Annotated in this window: 14 protein-coding genes; 8 read left to right on the top strand and 6 right to left on the bottom strand. The window is 63.1% G+C overall.

The window, feature by feature from the left end; genetic code table 11:
- Positions 1–41: 41 nt before the first annotated feature.
- Positions 42–1,361, bottom strand: a complete 1,320-nt coding sequence (locus HFK18_RS16815; RefSeq protein WP_180167108.1) for an outer membrane protein transport protein — start codon at positions 1,359–1,361, stop codon at positions 42–44.
- Between the two features lie 261 nt (positions 1,362–1,622).
- Between HFK18_RS16815 and HFK18_RS16810 the strand changes: the two genes are divergently transcribed.
- The 6 genes from HFK18_RS16810 (at position 1,623) to HFK18_RS16785 (ending at position 9,719) form a co-directional block, all read left to right on the top strand.
- Positions 1,623–2,249: a TetR/AcrR family transcriptional regulator gene (locus HFK18_RS16810; RefSeq protein WP_180167107.1), complete on the top strand. Its 627-nt coding sequence runs from the start codon at positions 1,623–1,625 to the stop codon at positions 2,247–2,249.
- A 65-nt stretch (positions 2,250–2,314) separates the two neighbouring features.
- Positions 2,315–3,427, top strand: a complete 1,113-nt coding sequence (locus HFK18_RS16805) for an efflux RND transporter periplasmic adaptor subunit (protein ID WP_180167106.1) — start codon at positions 2,315–2,317, stop codon at positions 3,425–3,427.
- The gene (locus HFK18_RS16800; protein ID WP_180167105.1) at positions 3,424–6,489 is read left to right on the top strand and encodes an efflux RND transporter permease subunit; all 3,066 of its coding nucleotides are present in this window, start codon (positions 3,424–3,426) and stop codon (positions 6,487–6,489) included. Before HFK18_RS16805 ends, HFK18_RS16800 begins: the two co-directional genes overlap by 4 nt.
- A 40-nt stretch (positions 6,490–6,529) precedes the next feature.
- Positions 6,530–7,807, top strand: coding sequence for a beta-ketoacyl-ACP synthase II (fabF, locus tag HFK18_RS16795; RefSeq protein WP_180167104.1), 1,278 nt, complete (start codon positions 6,530–6,532; stop codon positions 7,805–7,807).
- A 62-nt stretch (positions 7,808–7,869) separates the two neighbouring features.
- A complete protein-coding gene (locus tag HFK18_RS16790) occupies positions 7,870–8,445 on the top strand; it encodes a TetR/AcrR family transcriptional regulator (protein WP_218946789.1) in 576 nt (191 codons plus the stop codon).
- Between the two features lie 71 nt (positions 8,446–8,516).
- Positions 8,517–9,719, top strand: coding sequence for a serine hydrolase domain-containing protein (locus HFK18_RS16785; RefSeq protein ID WP_343202972.1), 1,203 nt, complete (start codon positions 8,517–8,519; stop codon positions 9,717–9,719).
- 12 nt (positions 9,720–9,731) lie between these two features.
- Here the strand turns inward: HFK18_RS16785 and HFK18_RS16780 are convergent, their stop codons facing one another.
- The 4 genes from HFK18_RS16780 to HFK18_RS16765 all read right to left on the bottom strand — a co-directional run bounded on the left by HFK18_RS16780 (position 9,732) and on the right by HFK18_RS16765 (position 13,860).
- Positions 9,732–11,327 (bottom strand): phosphoethanolamine--lipid A transferase, encoded by a 1,596-nt coding sequence (locus HFK18_RS16780; protein ID WP_343202980.1) that lies wholly within the window; start codon positions 11,325–11,327, stop codon positions 9,732–9,734.
- A gap of 118 nt (positions 11,328–11,445) precedes the next feature.
- Positions 11,446–11,838 carry a diacylglycerol kinase gene (locus tag HFK18_RS16775; RefSeq protein WP_180167102.1) on the bottom strand — a complete coding sequence of 131 codons (393 nt, stop codon included), beginning with the start codon at positions 11,836–11,838 and terminating at the stop codon, positions 11,446–11,448.
- 81 nt (positions 11,839–11,919) lie between these two features.
- The gene (locus HFK18_RS16770) at positions 11,920–13,155 is read right to left on the bottom strand and encodes a HAMP domain-containing sensor histidine kinase (RefSeq protein WP_180167101.1); all 1,236 of its coding nucleotides are present in this window, start codon (positions 13,153–13,155) and stop codon (positions 11,920–11,922) included.
- Positions 13,156–13,164: 9 nt separating this feature from the next.
- A complete protein-coding gene (locus HFK18_RS16765) occupies positions 13,165–13,860 on the bottom strand; it encodes a response regulator transcription factor (RefSeq protein ID WP_180167100.1) in 696 nt (231 codons plus the stop codon).
- Between the two features lie 123 nt (positions 13,861–13,983).
- Between HFK18_RS16765 and HFK18_RS16760 the strand changes: the two genes are divergently transcribed.
- Together HFK18_RS16760 and HFK18_RS16755 are read left to right on the top strand one after the other, a co-directional pair.
- Positions 13,984–14,523, top strand: a complete 540-nt coding sequence (locus HFK18_RS16760) for an NADPH-dependent FMN reductase (RefSeq protein WP_180167099.1) — start codon at positions 13,984–13,986, stop codon at positions 14,521–14,523.
- A gap of 141 nt (positions 14,524–14,664) precedes the next feature.
- Positions 14,665–15,012, top strand: a complete 348-nt coding sequence (locus HFK18_RS16755) for an RcnB family protein (protein WP_025877128.1) — start codon at positions 14,665–14,667, stop codon at positions 15,010–15,012.
- Between the two features lie 78 nt (positions 15,013–15,090).
- On the opposite strand, the gene HFK18_RS16750 is transcribed toward HFK18_RS16755, so the two are convergent.
- Positions 15,091–15,369 carry a hypothetical protein gene (locus HFK18_RS16750; protein WP_180167098.1) on the bottom strand — a complete coding sequence of 93 codons (279 nt, stop codon included), beginning with the start codon at positions 15,367–15,369 and terminating at the stop codon, positions 15,091–15,093.
- Between the last annotated feature and the right edge of the window lie 2 nt (positions 15,370–15,371).

The raw sequence follows: 15,371 nt of genomic DNA, 5'->3' as shown, positions 1-15,371 counted from the left end.
GCCGCCAGCCTACGGACGCGGGAGGGGACCCGCCCGGTGCTTTAGAAGTAGTAGGCAGCTGAAAAAGCCACGATGTCTGAGCCGACGTCGTACTCGCCCTGCAGGCTGCTGCCCGTAGCCGACGTCACCGCCACTTCCGGCTTGTCCAGGAAGAGATGCGTGTAGCCGACGCTGTACTCAGCCGACTCAGAGGCTCGATACGTAGCGCCCAAGGATAGCCACTTGCGGTTGCTGTCTGGCACGCGGACATCACGGATATCGTCTGTCACAGGGCTCTGATCGGTCGCGATACCCGCGCGTAGCGTTAGCTTCTGGCTATAGCGATACTCCGTGCCGATGGAAGCAAACGTTGTATCCCGGTAGCTGAAGTCCAGAGCCCGGGTGGGCTGAGCAGAGTGGAAGTCCAGCCTGATTTCGGCGAACTTGGACCACGCCGTGCGTGTTACATCGGCCATGACCGTCCACCGGTCATTGACCTGGTGGCTGATGCTGCCGGTCAGCGTGGCGGGAAGATTGAGCGCAGTGCTTGCGTTGGTGTCGACAAACCAGCCAGGACGCGCCGCTGCCAACAATGGTGCGGCGGTCGCTGGAACCCCGAAGCGTACCTCTGCGTCGTTGAGCTTGTGTTCCACCTTGGATCGATATGCGATGCCGATTTTGGTTCCCTCTACCGGCGTGAAGAGTCCACCGAGCGTGAACCCAACCGCGTCATCCTTGGCGTCAATGCGCGTATAGCCATCTGCACTTCCCGGAGAAAAGCCTGGCGCCCGTGCGCCAGCGAGCACGGCGCCAAAATCGACAGCGTCGTAGAGCTTGGCTTCCACGCGCTCGACAAAAATGGAGGCGCCAAAGGACACATAAGGATTTACGTCGTAGGAAAGCGACATCCCCAGGTCAACCGATTTAATTTCCGTCTTGATCCCGTTGTAGCGACCGACCCAGTCGCTCTCGTACTCAGTCTTGAAGCCAAATGGCGCCGTCAATGAAAGCCCCAGGTGGGCCTTCTCACCCAATGGGGTGTGGAAATAGAGGGCAGGGATGGGGCTGGTGTCACCCGCGTCCCCGCCATCACCTCCAGAGAGCGGACGTCCCAGGGCATCGCGGCCTTCGCCTTTGAAGTCCACGGTGTAGTTCACAACACTTGCATCGGCTTGAAACAGCCGCCCATCGAGGAGACGCATGGCAGCCGGATTGTCCGCTATCACCGATGCGTCGCCTGGCGCACTGATCGACCCCGCAAAGGCGCGGCCCAGGCCCTTTGCACTTTTCTCCTTCAACTGGAATGCAGCAGCCTGCGCAGTGCCGGTCGTGCCTGCCAATCCACCAAGCAGGGCCAGCGCAAGTATCGTTTTTGTGGTCATTGCTTGCCCTCCACAGGCAGCTGTCGATGCGGCGATTCGGATGGGGAGATGCTCGATTCAGAAGGTGCTCCTCACGGCGTGAGACGGCTGGGCCCTGGTGCGCAGCACGCATCCCGGTTGCCGGAGTCATCGCCCAGCTGAGTCGGCCCGATTATTGGACAGGTAACCATATGCGTCAACCGTCACCTTGACTCGAATAGTGGACCGATACCCGATCGGTCACCATTTGCCCGGGTCAGCACGCGGCGCTACCCTTGCCCGATGTCTACTTCAACCTCTGCAGCACTCGACGCCGGACGCGGCCCCGCCGAGCACGACGTGCGCACCCAGATCATCGAGGCTGCCACCGCGCATTTCAGCCACTACGGCTATGACAAGACCACGGTGTCCGACCTCGCCAAGGCCATCGGTTTCTCGAAGGCCTACGTCTACAAGTTCTTTTCCTCCAAGCAGGCCATTGGCGAGGTGATCTGCGCCAATTGCCTCAGTCAGATCGAAAGCGAGGTTCATCAGGCCCTGCAAGGCGTGCAAGCGCCTGCCGAGAGGCTGCGGTTGTTGTTCACCGTCATTGTGGAGGCCGGTCTTCGCCTGTTTCTGCAGGATCGGCGCCTGTATGAAATTGCCGTTGCGGCCGCGACGGATCAATGGCCTTCCGCGCAGGCGTATGAAGGGCGCATCAGGCAGCTTGTTGAAGACATCATCAAGGATGGACGCGCTTCCGGCGCATTTGAGTGCACGACACCGCTCGAGGACACCAGCCGTGCGGTCTACCAGGTCCTGCTTCCTTATCTGAACCCTGTGACGCTGCCGCACGTGGCGCACCTGCACAAAGAAGCGCCAAGTGCCTTGCAGGAGTTGGTCCTCCGGAGCCTTGAGTCACGCCCGTAGTGACCATTGACTATATTAGTCACTAGGAACAGAATCCCTTCGGATACCCCACTCCGGAAGGCCGCATGCGTCGCCGTTTTGTACTCCCAGCCATTTCCTGTGTTGTTCCGTTGTTCCTTGTGGCCTGCGGAAAGTCGGATGACGTCGATCCCCGGACCGCTCCGCCCATCGTCCGGATTGCCCAAGTGCAGCCGGGGGCGGGAGGCGCGCGCACGTTCACAGGAACCGTCGCCGCACGCGTACAGAGTGATCTGGCCTTTCGGGTGGGTGGCAAGGTCACCGAGCGCCTGGTTGAGACGGGGCAGACGGTAAAGCGCGGCGACGTGCTCTATCGGATTGATCCCGTCGATCTGAATTTGGCAGCGGCCTCCCAGCAGCAGGCCGTCATCGCGGCCCGAGCGCAAAGCGCGCAAGCCACCGCAGACGAAGCGCGATACCGCGATCTGGCAGCCAAGGGCGTCGTTTCCCGGTCGGCCTACGATCAGATCAAAGCGGCGGCGGACGCAGCATCGGCACAGCTCAAGGCGGCCGACGCGCAAGCCCGGGTTGCACGTAATGCCAGTCAATACACGGCGCTCGTCGCCGATGCCGACGGAGTGGTCATGACCATCTCCGCTGAGCCCGGTCAGGTCGTGGCGGCGGGGCAGATCGTCGCCCGGCTTGCCCGTGCAGGCAGTCGGGAGGCCGTGGTCCAGTTGCCCGAGACGCTGCGACCCCAGATCGGCTCCGTGGCCTCAGCGTCCCCGTTCGGGGCAAGCGGCAAGATCCCCGCGCGGTTGCGCGTGCTCTCGGAATCGGCCGACCCCGCCACCCGGACCTTCGAAGCCCGCTACACCCTGGAAGAGGGCAGCACGGCGCTGCCGCTGGGTTCCACGGTGGCGGTCGAACTTGCAGGCGCAGCACCCGCCGGTGCGTCGGCCGGCGTCGAGGTGCCGTTGGGCGCACTGTTCGATCCTGGTACCGGTCCCGGCGTCTGGGTGATCGGTGGTGAGCCGCTCAAAGCCCATTGGACGCCGGTCGCCGTCAAGCAGTTGGGTGATGACCGGGTCGTGGTTGAGGGGGCCCTGAAAGCATCGGATCGCGTGGCTGCCCTCGGCGCCCATCTACTCCGCGAAGGGCAGGTGGTTCGCATCGCTGAGACCGCCAGGAACGCCGCTGCAAACGGAGCCCACCAGTGAGTGGGTTCAATCTGTCGGCACTTGCGGTGCGCGAGCGTGCCATCACGGTTTTCCTGATCTTTCTGGTCTCCGTTGCCGGCATCATTTCGTTCTTCCAGCTCGGCCGCGCTGAGGACCCTGCGTTCACTGTCAAGGTCATGACCATCGTGACGGCCTGGCCTGGCGCTACGCCAACAGAAATGCAGGACCAGGTCGCCGAGAAGCTGGAAAAGCGTCTGCAGGAACTGCGCTGGTATGACCGCAGCGAAACCTACACCCGGCCTGGCCTGTCCTTCACTACGCTGACATTGCAGGATGGCACGCCACCGTCGGAGGTACAGGAGGAGTTCTACCAGGCGCGCAAGAAGATGGCTGACGAAGCCGCAAATCTGCCCACGGGCGTGATCGGCCCGATGGTCAACGACGAATACGCCGATGTCACGTTTGCTCTCTTCGCACTGAAAGCGAAGGGTGAACCGTTCCGCCTGCTCGCGCGTGATGCCGAGACGCTGCGTCAGCGATTGCTGCACGTACCTGGCGTGAAGAAGGTCAACATCATTGGTGAGCAATCCGAGCGCATCTATGTGGAGCTGTCGCACGAACGCCTGTCGAACCTGGGCATGACACCGCAGGACGTGTTCGGGGCGCTGAACGGGCAGAACGCCCTGACGCCGGCAGGCTCGGTCGAGGCCAAGGGCCCGCAGATCTTCATTCGCCTCGATGGCGCGCTCGATCAGCTGGACAAGATCCGCGATACACCCATCGTTGCACAGGGCAGGACCCTCAAATTACGGGACATCGCCACCGTCAAGCGTGGCTATGAGGACCCGTCGACCTTCATGATCCGCAACGGTGGCGAGCCAGCCATGCTGCTGGGCATCGTCATGCGCGACGGCTGGAATGGCCTGGATCTCGGCGCCTCACTCGACTCGGAAGTCAGGAAGATCAATGACGGGCTTCCTGTCGGGATGGCGCTGGACAAGGTCACCGATCAGGCCGTGAACATCAGCTCGTCGGTCGACGAGTTCATGATGAAGTTCTTTGCCGCGCTGCTGGTGGTGATGCTGGTCTGCTTTGTCAGCATGGGCTGGCGGGTGGGTGTCGTGGTGGCTGCGGCCGTGCCGCTGACCCTCGCTGCCGTGTTCATGGTGATGGCTGCAACCGGCAAGAACTTTGACCGCATCACGCTCGGCTCGCTGATTCTTGCGCTCGGTCTGCTGGTGGACGACGCCATCATTGCCATCGAAATGATGGTGGTGAAGATGGAAGAGGGCTATAGCCGGGTCAAGGCATCGGCCTACGCGTGGAGCCATACGGCAGCGCCCATGCTGGCCGGCACCCTGGTCACTGCGGTGGGCTTCATGCCCAACGGTTTCGCCCGGTCCACTGCGGGCGAATACACCAGCAACATGTTCTGGATCGTGGGCATTGCGCTGATCGTGTCGTGGGTGGTCGCGGTGTTCTTCACGCCTTACCTCGGGGTGAAGCTCCTCCCTGAACTCAAGACCGTCGAAGGCGGGCACAGCAGCCTCTACGACACGCCGCGCTACAACCGTTTCCGTTCAATCCTGGCGCGCGTGATTGCGCGCAAGTGGCTTGCCGCAGGTTCGGTGATCGGTCTGTTTGTGCTTGCTGTGGTGGGCATGTGGCTGGTGAAGAAGCAGTTCTTCCCCATCTCCGACCGCCCGGAAGTGCTGGTCGAAGTGCAGATGCCCTACGGCACCGCCATCGAACAGACCAGCCTGGCTACCAGGAAGGTCGAAAAGTGGCTTTCGGAGCAGGAAGAATCGAAGATCGTCACGGCCTATATTGGTCAGGGCGCTCCCCGGTTCTATCTTGCCATCTCGCCGGAACTACCGGATCCGGCATTCGCCAAGATCGTGGTGCGTACCGACAGCCAGGAACAGCGCGATGCCTTGAAAACACGACTGCGTCAGGCTGTGGCGGAGGGCTTGGCGCCCGAGGCGCGTGTGCGCGTGACCCAGTTGGTGTTCGGGCCCTACTCGCCATACCCGGTGGCCTACCGTGTCAGCGGTCCGGATACGGATGTCATCCGTGGCATTGCGGCCAAGGTGGAGCAGACCATGCACGCCAGCCCGATGATGCGCACGGTCAACAACGATTGGGGCGTGCGCACGCCAACGCTGCACTTCACGCTCGATCAGGACCGCTTGCAGGCCATGGGCATGACCTCGGCGTCCGTCTCGCAGCAGTTGCAGTTCTTCCTGAGCGGCGTGCCGGTCACTGCCGTTCGTGAGGACATCCGCACCGTCGAGGTTGTCGCTCGATCCGGTGGGGAAACGCGGTTGGATCCTGCGCGCATCGCAGACTTTACTCTCGTCGGTGCTGCTGGCCAGCGTGTGCCGCTGTCGCAGATCGGCTCGATCGAGGTTCGGATGGAAGAGCCGGTGCTGCGCCGCCGCGATCGGGTGCCCACCATCACCGTGCGCGGTGACATTGACGATGCACTGCAGCCACCGGATGTATCCACCGCGATCAGCAAGCAGCTTGCACCGCTCATTGCCTCGCTGCCCGAGGGCTACGCGATTACCCAGGCCGGCTCCATCGAGGAATCGGGCAAGGCGATGAGCGCGATGCTGCCGCTGTTCCCAATCATGCTGGCGGTGACCCTGCTGATCATCATCCTGCAGGTACGCTCCATCTCCGCGATGATCATGGTCTTCATGACCAGTCCGTTGGGGCTGATCGGCGTGGTGCCGACCCTGCTGCTGTTCCAGCAGCCGTTTGGCATCAACGCGCTGGTTGGATTGATCGCATTGTCGGGCATCCTGATGCGCAACACGCTGATCCTTATCGGCCAGATCCACGAGAACGAAGAAGCGGGGATGGATACCTTCCACGCCATCATCGAGGCGACAGTTCACCGCGCCCGTCCAGTGATCCTCACTTCTCTGGCAGCGGTGCTTGCGTTCATTCCGCTGACCCATTCGGTGTTCTGGGGAACGCTTGCCTACACGTTGATCGGCGGCACCATTGCCGGCACCGTGATGACGCTGGTGTTCCTGCCGGCGATGTATGCCATCTGGTTCAAGGTGCGAGCGGACAAGACCCCCGTCGCCTGATGGTGGGCCCGAAGAACCTCCTCCAAATAGGACGTGAGCCATGAGTACTGCCGACAGAGACCGCATTGTGGTGACCGGAATGGGCGTGGTCAGTCCACTCGGCTGTGGAGTTGAAACCGTCTGGTCGCGCCTGCTGGCGGGGCGCTCCGGGATCGGGTCGCTGGGTGTCGAGCTTGCCGCGGGAACCGGCTGCGAAGTCGGCGGCCGCGTGCCTGACCGGATTCAGGATCCCGAGGCGGGCTTCGATTCCGCCGGCATCATCGCGCCGAAAGACCTCAAGAAGATGGACCGGTTTGTTGAGTTCGCGCTGGTCGCCGCCCATGAAGCGCTTGCACAGGCCGGCTGGAACGAGGCCGATGAACAGGGGCTGCTGCGAACAGCGACCGTGATCGCTACGGGAATCGGCGGATTCGGATCGATCGTCACGGCGGTCCACACCACGGACAGTCGCGGGCCCGGCCGGCTGTCGCCCTTCACTGCACCCACCTTCCTGGCCAACATGGCGGCGGGGCAGGCGTCCATCCGCTACGGATTCAAGGGCCCGCAGGGTGCACCCGTCACCGCGTGCGCAGCGGGTGTCCAAGCGATCGGCGACGCGGCGCGCCTCATCCGATCCGGTGAGGCGGACATCGCGTTGTGCGGTGGTGCAGAGGCAGCAATGCACCGGGTCAGCCTCGGTGGCTTCGCCGCTGCCAAAGCACTGAGCACGTCGTTCAATGACACACCGCAGGCAGCGTCCCGCCCGTTTGACGAGCAGCGGGACGGGTTTGTCATGTCCGAAGGGGCGGGGCTGCTGGTGATCGAGCGGCTGGATCACGCGCGCTCGCGTGGTGCCACCCCGCTGGCCGAGCTGGTCGGCTACGGCACCACTTCGGATGCCTACCATTTGACTGCGGGACCCGACGACGGCAGTGGCGCCCGCAGGGCGATGGAGATCGCGCTGGCGCAGGCGGGCATTTCCGCTGAGCAGGTCGACCACATCAATGCGCACGCGACGTCGACCCAGGTGGGGGACCGGGCAGAGCTTGCAGCCATGCGTGCCTTGTTCGGCGCCCGTCCAGATCTTCTCATCTCCGCCACCAAGTCCAGCACCGGGCACCTGCTCGGGGCGGCTGGCGGCATCGAAGCAATCTTTACGGTGCTTGCCTTGCGCGATCAGGTCGCGCCGGCGACGCTCAACCTCGGCCGCCCGGATCCGTTGGCAGACGGGCTTTCGATCGTCGCCGGCGGGCCGCGGAAAGCGGAGATCGAGTTCGCGTTGACCAATGGATTTGGCTTTGGCGGCGTGAATGCCAGTGCATTGTTCAGGCGGATGTGAGCGTGGTTGGCTCCAGCGACCTCCCAAGCAAAACCGCCCTGCGCTGGGAAGGTGCACGGGCGTTGAGCCGACGTTGGATACTGGATGCAGCCGGCACTGTGTTTGCGGAAGAGGGGTTTGAGAACGCGACGATGAAGCGCATCGCTGAGGCCTGTGACGTCAGCAAGGTCACGATCTATGCCCACTATCGTGACAAGGCGCAGCTCTACGGGGCCGTCATGGACAGCCATCTGGCATCCTTGCCGGTTGCTGGGCTGCACATGCATGGAACGTTGGATCTTGGCGATGCGCTGATGCGGATCAATGATGGCATCGGACGGTTGGCGGCAAACCCTTCATGCCAGGCCTTCTGCAGGACGCTCTCGCGTTCGGATCATGCCCGCGCTGTCTACATGGAGCACTGGCGTGCGGTGCTCCAGCCGTACTTCGATCTCGCCGCGCAGGCGATGGCGACGGCCTCTGCATGCTCGCCGCATTCCAGTGACAGTGAGAAGTTTCTCAGGCTCATCCTTGCAGAGCATGGCCTGACAAATGGGGCAACGCCCATGTCTGGAAGCCATGCCACGGTCGCGCTTTTCGTACGCGCCTATGCACAAAGGCCGTCGGATGCCTGGCAGGCGCCGCCCGAGCGTGGGTGAAGGCACCCGGTCGGCGCATGACTTCATGCACTGCACGATGACTACAAATGTAGTCATCGTGTGTCTGTCCAGTGGAGGAGCCCGCCATGAGAGCCTGTTTGTTCGTCTGCATATTCTTCCTCGCGCTGCGCCCCTGGGTGGCCGGCGCCAACACGCCTGACGCCCTCGCAGCGATCGAGCAGAATGCCCGCAATGCGCATTCCGACGCGGTCTTCGTTGAGCGCGAGGGCGCTGTCCTGCTGCAGATCGCACCCGCCGCCGGTGAAGAACGGATCCACCTCATGTCGGCGACCAAGTCCGTCGTCGCCCTGGCCATCGGGCTGCTGCTCGATGACGGCAGGCTCGCCTCCATTGACGAGCCGGTCAGCACTGTTTACCCGGAATGGCGGCAGGGCAGGAAGCGGGACATCACGATCAGGATGCTGATGGACCACACCTCCGGACTGCAGAACGTAGCCAACGCCGGCGTGGAACTGGAGGGCGCACCGGATCTGGTGAAGCTGGCGCTGGCGGCCGAGGTGTCCACCGATCCAGGCACCACGTTCGCTTACAACAACAAGGCCACCAATCTCCTGCCGGGCATCGTCGAACGGCTTGCCGGCAAGCCGCTGGATGTCTACCTGGACGAACGGCTGTTCAAGCCACTCGGCATCTCCGGTCATGCATGGATGAAGGATCAGGCCGGCACGCCCTTGGGCATGGCCGGGCTATCGCTGTCAGCCCCTGATCTGGCGGCGATCGGAAGACTGATGCTGGCCGGTGGCGTCGCCCCGGACGGCAAGCGGTTGCTGAGCGAACGCTCGGTGGCGTTGATGACCGCCGAGAGCGCACGCTCCCCCGATGTCGGCCTGCTGTGGTGGCGCATCCCCGCTTGGGAGCACTACCGGCTGAAATCAGCGGCAGCAGCCTTCCTGTCTGCCCGCAGCGTGGATGCCGGGATGCAGGAGGTGCTGCTGGCCACCGAGGGCCGGCTGTTCGACAGCAAGGCAGCGCTGATCAGCTTCCTGGCCGAACGCCTGGGACCTGCCTGGCCACAGCGCTACGCTGCCGAAATCAGCGGGCGCGGACTGAAACTCAGCGACATCTTCGATATCGACCGGGGGCCTGTAGCGGCATACGCAGCCAACGGCTATCTCGGCCAGCACCTGGTCATTGTTCCCGACAAGGGCGTGGTCGCGGTCAGGCAGATCCACCGGCGGGACAGCCACAGCGCGCCGCTCGACGATTACGCCGCGTTTCCCATGGACGTACTGCGTTTGGCGGAGACACTGTGACAGTCGACCACGCTAGGGTAGGCGGCAGCCCGCGAACACATCCAGGCCCGGCTCGTAAACCCCGCTGCTGATATCGAACAGCCCCAGCAGGGAGTGGAAGAGATTGTCGTGGCTGTAGGATCTGGTGCCCGCAGCATGACGCAGGCAGGCAACCTCAAGTCGTGCATGGGTCGCGAAGGCGGGAGAGAACCACATCACCAGCGGCACCTGGGTCTGCTCCCGTGGCGCGATGAAGTAGGGCGTCCCGTGCAGATACAGGCCGTGCTCGCCAAGCGACTCGCCATGGTCGGAAACATAGATCAGGGCTACATCGCGCTGGTCCGCATAGGTCTGCAGGAGGTCGATGGCCTTGCCCAGCAGTCGGTCGGTATAGACCAGCGTATTGTCGTAGGTGTTGACCAGCGCTTCATTGCTGCATTTCTGGATCTGGTTGCTGTCGCAGGTGGGGCTGAATGTCCTGGCATCGGCCGGATAGCGTTCAAAGTACGTGGGCCCATGGCTGCCCAGCTGATGCAGCACGATCAGCCCATCACCCGGCATCGCCTCGATGCGAGCGCCCAGCTGGTGCAGCAGGATTTCGTCATGGCAGGTGCCATCCCGGTTGACACACAATCCAGGCACTTTCAGCGGAGGCATGTCATCGGTGGGCACGCGCTCGCACACGCCCTTGCAACCGCCATTGTTGTTGTCGCGCCAAAGCACGCTGACACCGGTCCGCTGCAGGATGTCGAGCACGTTCTCTTCCGATGCCGCAGCGACTCCGTCGTACTGCGACCGCGTCATCTGCGAAAACATGCAGGGCAGCGACACGGCCGTTGCGGTACCGCAGGAGGAAACGTCGCCGAAGCTGATGACGTTGTCTTTGCGTGACAGGTACGGATTGGTCGGGCGAGGGTAGCCGTTGAGCTGGAAGTTCTGTGCTCGTGCCGTCTCGCCAGCCACCACGACCACCAGGCGGGGCCGTTTTCCGGGGATGCGGGTGGCATCCTCGCCGACAGCCCGCAATGGCTGCGCCTTGGCGCTGTAGCTGCTCCTGAGATAACCATAGGTGTGGCGGACCACATTCAGCGGCAGCACCTGTTCACGGATGTAGCGATTGTTGCGCAGCAGCGACGAGTACTCCTTGTAGAACGCAAACGTCACCGCCGCCAGCACCATCAGCGTCGCCAGCACATTTCCCAGCCATACCAGCGCCGCCCGCAAGGGTCGACCGCTGTTTCCACTGCGCATGACCAGCATCACGCACGAGGGCAGGGCGCCCAGCAACAGCACTGTCAGCAGCAGCGGGACCGAGAGATAGGACGTCATCTCGGCCTGGTTGGTCTCCAGCGCGTTCTGCACCATGTCGCGGTCGATCAGCACGCCGTAATGAAGCATGAAGTAGCTGCACGCGGCACTGATGAGAACCAGGAGCGCCAGTACCGGCTTGCGTACATAGGGAAGGATGCCGATCGGCGTGAACAACAGATTGAACAGGCAGAACAGCAGCGCCGGCAGGCTGAAGAAGAACAGGGTGCTGCGCAGGTCATGGATGTCCATGACAGACCACAGTGTTTTCCAGAGGGCGATGTTTCCCAGCGTGGCGAAGAACAACGCGGTGCACCACACAAGCACGATCGGATGATGAGGGGAAAGTCTGAAGCATGGACGCACGTGCACAATCCGTTGTACGAGAAGTGCGCGCAGTATCTGGATGCGTTTATCAGGAAGTTGTCAGCTTTCGTGCTCAGCCCAGCAGAACCACGGCCCATACCGTAGCGACCATCAACAGCGCCGTGGTCTGCGCCGCACTGCCCATGTCCTTCGCATTCTTGGAAAGCGGGTGATGTTCCAGCGAGATGCGGTCGACCACAGCTTCGATGGCCGAGTTGAGCAGTTCCACCATCAGGCTGATGAAGCAGACCACCAGCATCAGGGCGCGCTCGCTTCGGCTGACATCCAGCAGGAAGGCCACGACCGCCAGTGCGCCATGCAGCAACAGCAGCTGGCGGAAGGCCGCCTCTCCCCGAAAGGTGGCGATGAAGCCATCGCGCGAATGGATCAGGGTATGGAAGATGCGGCGCAGGCCGGTCTTTCCGTGCGGGTACTTGCCGTTGCCATTGGGGTGCCCTGGCTGCATTTCGGTCCTGCCTTCACTTGGAGATCCGGCAAGGATGTGCAGCCCGGTGTCAGGAAGCTGTCAGGTGCTGGGCTCGATCGCCTACATTTGCAAATTGAATCGGCAGCCTTGCGCCGAAGTCTCGACCGTCATCTGCCACCCCATGTGTTCGACAGCGCGCTGCACGATGGACAGGCCCAGGCCTTCACCGCTCTGCCGGGCACTGGGCATGAAACGCTTGAACTGCTGCGCATCGATGCTGGGCGGCAACCCCGGGCCGGTATCGGCGATGCGCAGCATGTCGCCCCGCAGCTCGACCCGTACTTCGCCCTCGTCGGTGTACTGGCAGGCATTGCGCAGCAGGTTCCAGATCACACTACGGGCCAGCTCTGCATTGGTCAGCACCTGCTGGTCCTGCGGCGCATCCAGAACCAAGCGCACCGGCTTTCCCGAAAGCCACGGCGCACATCGCTCCCTGCATTCCTCGATCAGCGCCCGCACAGGCACGACGCTGCGCGGCACCGTCCTGGGGTCACGCGAAAGCAGCAGCAGGCAGGTCAACTGCCGCTGCATTTCCTGGGTGGTGCGCATGATGCGATCGGCGCTGGCCACCAGGTGGCTGTCGGCGGGCAGCTGGTGCACCAGTGTCTCGGCCGCGCCACCGATGATCGCCAAGGGCGTGCGCAGCTCATGACTGGCATCGCCTGCAAAGCACTGTTCGCGTTGCAGGAACTGCTCAAGCTCGTCGCTGTGCTGGGCGAAAGCGCGCGCCAGCACACCTATCTCATCGCGTGCATCCTGGTAGGGGAAGGGCTTGTGCTTGTTCTGCACCGCCTCGGCCAGACGGGTGATGGGCGCGATGACATGGGTCGCGGTTCGGCGGCCGATCCAGAACGCGCAAAGCACGCAGGTGAGGATGACCAGCGCCGCAAAGGCATTGATCAGATGCTCCAGGTAGGCATAGTGCTCGCCATCCTGCAGCAGGTAGTAGCGCTGTCCGTTGCTTTCGAAGACCCGCAGATGCCATTCGTTCGGGCCTTCTTCACCGTGGTAGCCCGGCCCGTACCTGCGCAGCACCTGAGGAGCCGAGCGCGCGTCATACAGCTGGCTGCCCTTCGTCAGTTCCGGTTGGTCGCCACTGGCCAGCGCGGCCTGCAGCCGATGGACCTCGCGGTCCTGGGTCATCGAAACGACGGAGGCTCTTACCTCGTCATAGTCCACCAGTTCGACCAGCACAATGAAGCCCATGGCACCGGCCATCAGCAGCACGAACGACACCGTGATGCGCGTTCTCAGTGTCAGGCTTCGATAGAGCGACTTCAGCGAGCGGGTAGTCATCGGCAGCAACTACTCGGCAGGTGCCAGTGCGGGCCTGTCCAGCCGCCAGCCAACGCTGTGCACCGTGGCAATGAGTGCAGGGTTGAACGGCCTGTCCACCTGCAGGCGCAGCTCATGGATGTGCGTGCGCAGTGCACCGCTCTCCGGCGGCTCGTCGCCCCAGATCAGGTATTCCATCTCCTGCTTGCGCACCACCGCGGGGGCAGCCCGCACCAGGCACATCAGCAGCTTGTGCGCTGTCGGGGTCAGATTGAGGGTGTGGCCCTGGCGCCACGCCTGCGGCGAGCGGGTGTCGACGCGCAGATCGCCCCAGTCCAACACACTCTGGACCTGCCGGCCCTGGGCGCGGCGGACCAGCGCCTTGATGCGTGCGTCCAGCTCCTTCAGGGAGAAGGGCTTGACCAGGTAATCATCCGCACCCAACGCGAGCCCCTGCACGCGGTCCTCCACCGGATCCCGGGCGGTCAGCATCAGGATCGGCACCGGGTTCTGGAACTCCTGACGGAGCGCCTGGCACAGTGCCATGCCATCGAGGCGGGGCAGCATCAGGTCAAGCAGAATGGCGTCGTAATCGTTCTGCGTTGCCCTGCGCAGGCCGGTGGCACCATCCCGCGCATCGTCAAGCACGTAGCCCAGTGGCTCGAAGAAGGCGTAGAGATTTGCAACCAGCTCGGGGTTGTCTTCAATGATGAGCAGACGTGTCATGGGCTATGCGCATCCGTGCATGATCAATGGACGTTGAACGACCACCGCTAGTTTGCCACGTGCAAGGGCGCGCTGCGGGTCATTGCCGGACACGGCGGCAGGTGCCTGTGATAGCGTGCCGGGATGAAGATCCTTGCCCTATCCGGTAGCGCTCGCCGGCTGTCCACCAACACCGCATTGCTGAGGGCGCTGGAAGAACTCGCGCCACCGGATATCGCACTGAGTACCTACGCCGACCTCGGCGGACTGCCCGTTTTTTCTCCCGATCTTGAAGATCTGCCCTTGCCTGACAGCGTTGTGCACTTCAAGCGCTGCATTGAAGCCTGCGATGGCATTCTGATTTCGAGCCCCGAGTACGCACGAGGCATTCCGGGCGGCCTGAAGAACGCCATCGATTGGCTCGTATCGGGCGACCTTGTGATTGCAAAGCCCATCGTGCTGGTGCACGCATCCCATCGCGGCGACGACATGCTCGCGTCTCTGCGGCTTGTGCTGTCGACAATCAGCTCCCGCTTCAACGAAGAACTGTTCCTGCGCTTCCCCTTCATGAAGATGGAGCCGGAGGCCATTGCCGATGCCGTAAGGCAGCCGGTCAATCGCGGACCGGCGGAGGCCTCTCTTCAGGAATTTTCCCGCTACTGCCAGCGACCAGAGGGTGATTGAACATGATCGTTGGTGCAGTCTGCTGACAAGGGCTTGTGGACGCCGATCGGGTCCGGTCCGGGCGCACGGATTCATTCACAGGCGCTGCTCTATATTCAGGGCCACAACGCCGCATACTGCGGCTGGACCGGGAGTATCCCCATGAAAACCGGACGTTTGCTTGGCATTGCCCTGGGGGCGGCAGTGACCCTGGTTGCTGCACCTGCCTGGGCCGATCCGCCGCATCATGCACGGGGCAACGGACCGCCGCCCCATGCAGGCGGCCCGCACAACCGCGACGCACCCCCGCCGGGCTGGCAGAAAAAGGCATGGCGCCGCGGTGACCGCTTGCCTTGGGCCGAGGTTGACCGGCGCTACTGGGTGGACGACTACGCGCATTACCGTCTGCGCGACCCCGGCCGCGGTCAGCGCTGGGTGCGGCAGTCGGATACGGAATACCTGCTGGTGGAGATCGCCACCGGCGTGATCATCGACGCCCTGCGTCGCTAGGGATTCCGGCATGGGCCCCGGGCGGCGCGCAGCCGCCGCGGGGGTACTGCAGGCACGGCCGACGGTGGCATTGCGCGCTTACCCCGGCAACTCGCACTTCATCCTGCCGTCCACGTAATACGGCTTCGGTACGTTCGGGTTGTCGCTGGTCTTTTCAAAGACCACTTCGAACGACGCCGCGTCGGGAGAACCTTTGCGATCGGTGCAGGCGTCCTGCAGCTTCTTCTTGACCGCGGCAATGCCGGCCTCGCGGTTGGCACCGTCGGCGCTGTTGGTCAGGTTTACGGTTTCAGCCAGGGCCAGTGGGCTGAAGGCACACAGGCAGCTGGCGATCATCAGGGCATGCAGCTTGGTCAAGG

Source organism: Stenotrophomonas sp. SbOxS2 (assembly GCF_013416715.1).
Lineage (GTDB): Bacteria > Pseudomonadota > Gammaproteobacteria > Xanthomonadales > Xanthomonadaceae > Stenotrophomonas > Stenotrophomonas lactitubi.
The sequence above is the reverse complement of the archived record's forward strand: the minus strand, read 5'-3'. Positions and strand labels throughout refer to the sequence as shown.

Bases quoted from the DNA above. Each gene is read 5' to 3' on its own strand.
- HFK18_RS16765 (WP_180167100.1), bottom strand. From the start codon at position 13,860: ATGACACGTCTGCTCATCATTGAAGACAACCCCGAGCTGGTTGCAAAT.
- fabF (WP_180167104.1), top strand. From the start codon at position 6,530: ATGAGTACTGCCGACAGAGACCGCATTGTGGTGACCGGAATGGGCGTG.
- HFK18_RS16770 (WP_180167101.1), bottom strand. From the start codon at position 13,155: ATGACTACCCGCTCGCTGAAGTCGCTCTATCGAAGCCTGACACTGAGA.
- HFK18_RS16775 (WP_180167102.1), bottom strand. From the start codon at position 11,838: ATGCAGCCAGGGCACCCCAATGGCAACGGCAAGTACCCGCACGGAAAG.
- HFK18_RS16810 (WP_180167107.1), top strand. From the start codon at position 1,623: ATGTCTACTTCAACCTCTGCAGCACTCGACGCCGGACGCGGCCCCGCC.
- HFK18_RS16755 (WP_025877128.1), top strand. From the start codon at position 14,665: ATGAAAACCGGACGTTTGCTTGGCATTGCCCTGGGGGCGGCAGTGACC.
- HFK18_RS16760 (WP_180167099.1), top strand. From the start codon at position 13,984: ATGAAGATCCTTGCCCTATCCGGTAGCGCTCGCCGGCTGTCCACCAAC.
- HFK18_RS16805 (WP_180167106.1), top strand. From the start codon at position 2,315: ATGCGTCGCCGTTTTGTACTCCCAGCCATTTCCTGTGTTGTTCCGTTG.
- HFK18_RS16815 (WP_180167108.1), bottom strand. From the start codon at position 1,361: ATGACCACAAAAACGATACTTGCGCTGGCCCTGCTTGGTGGATTGGCA.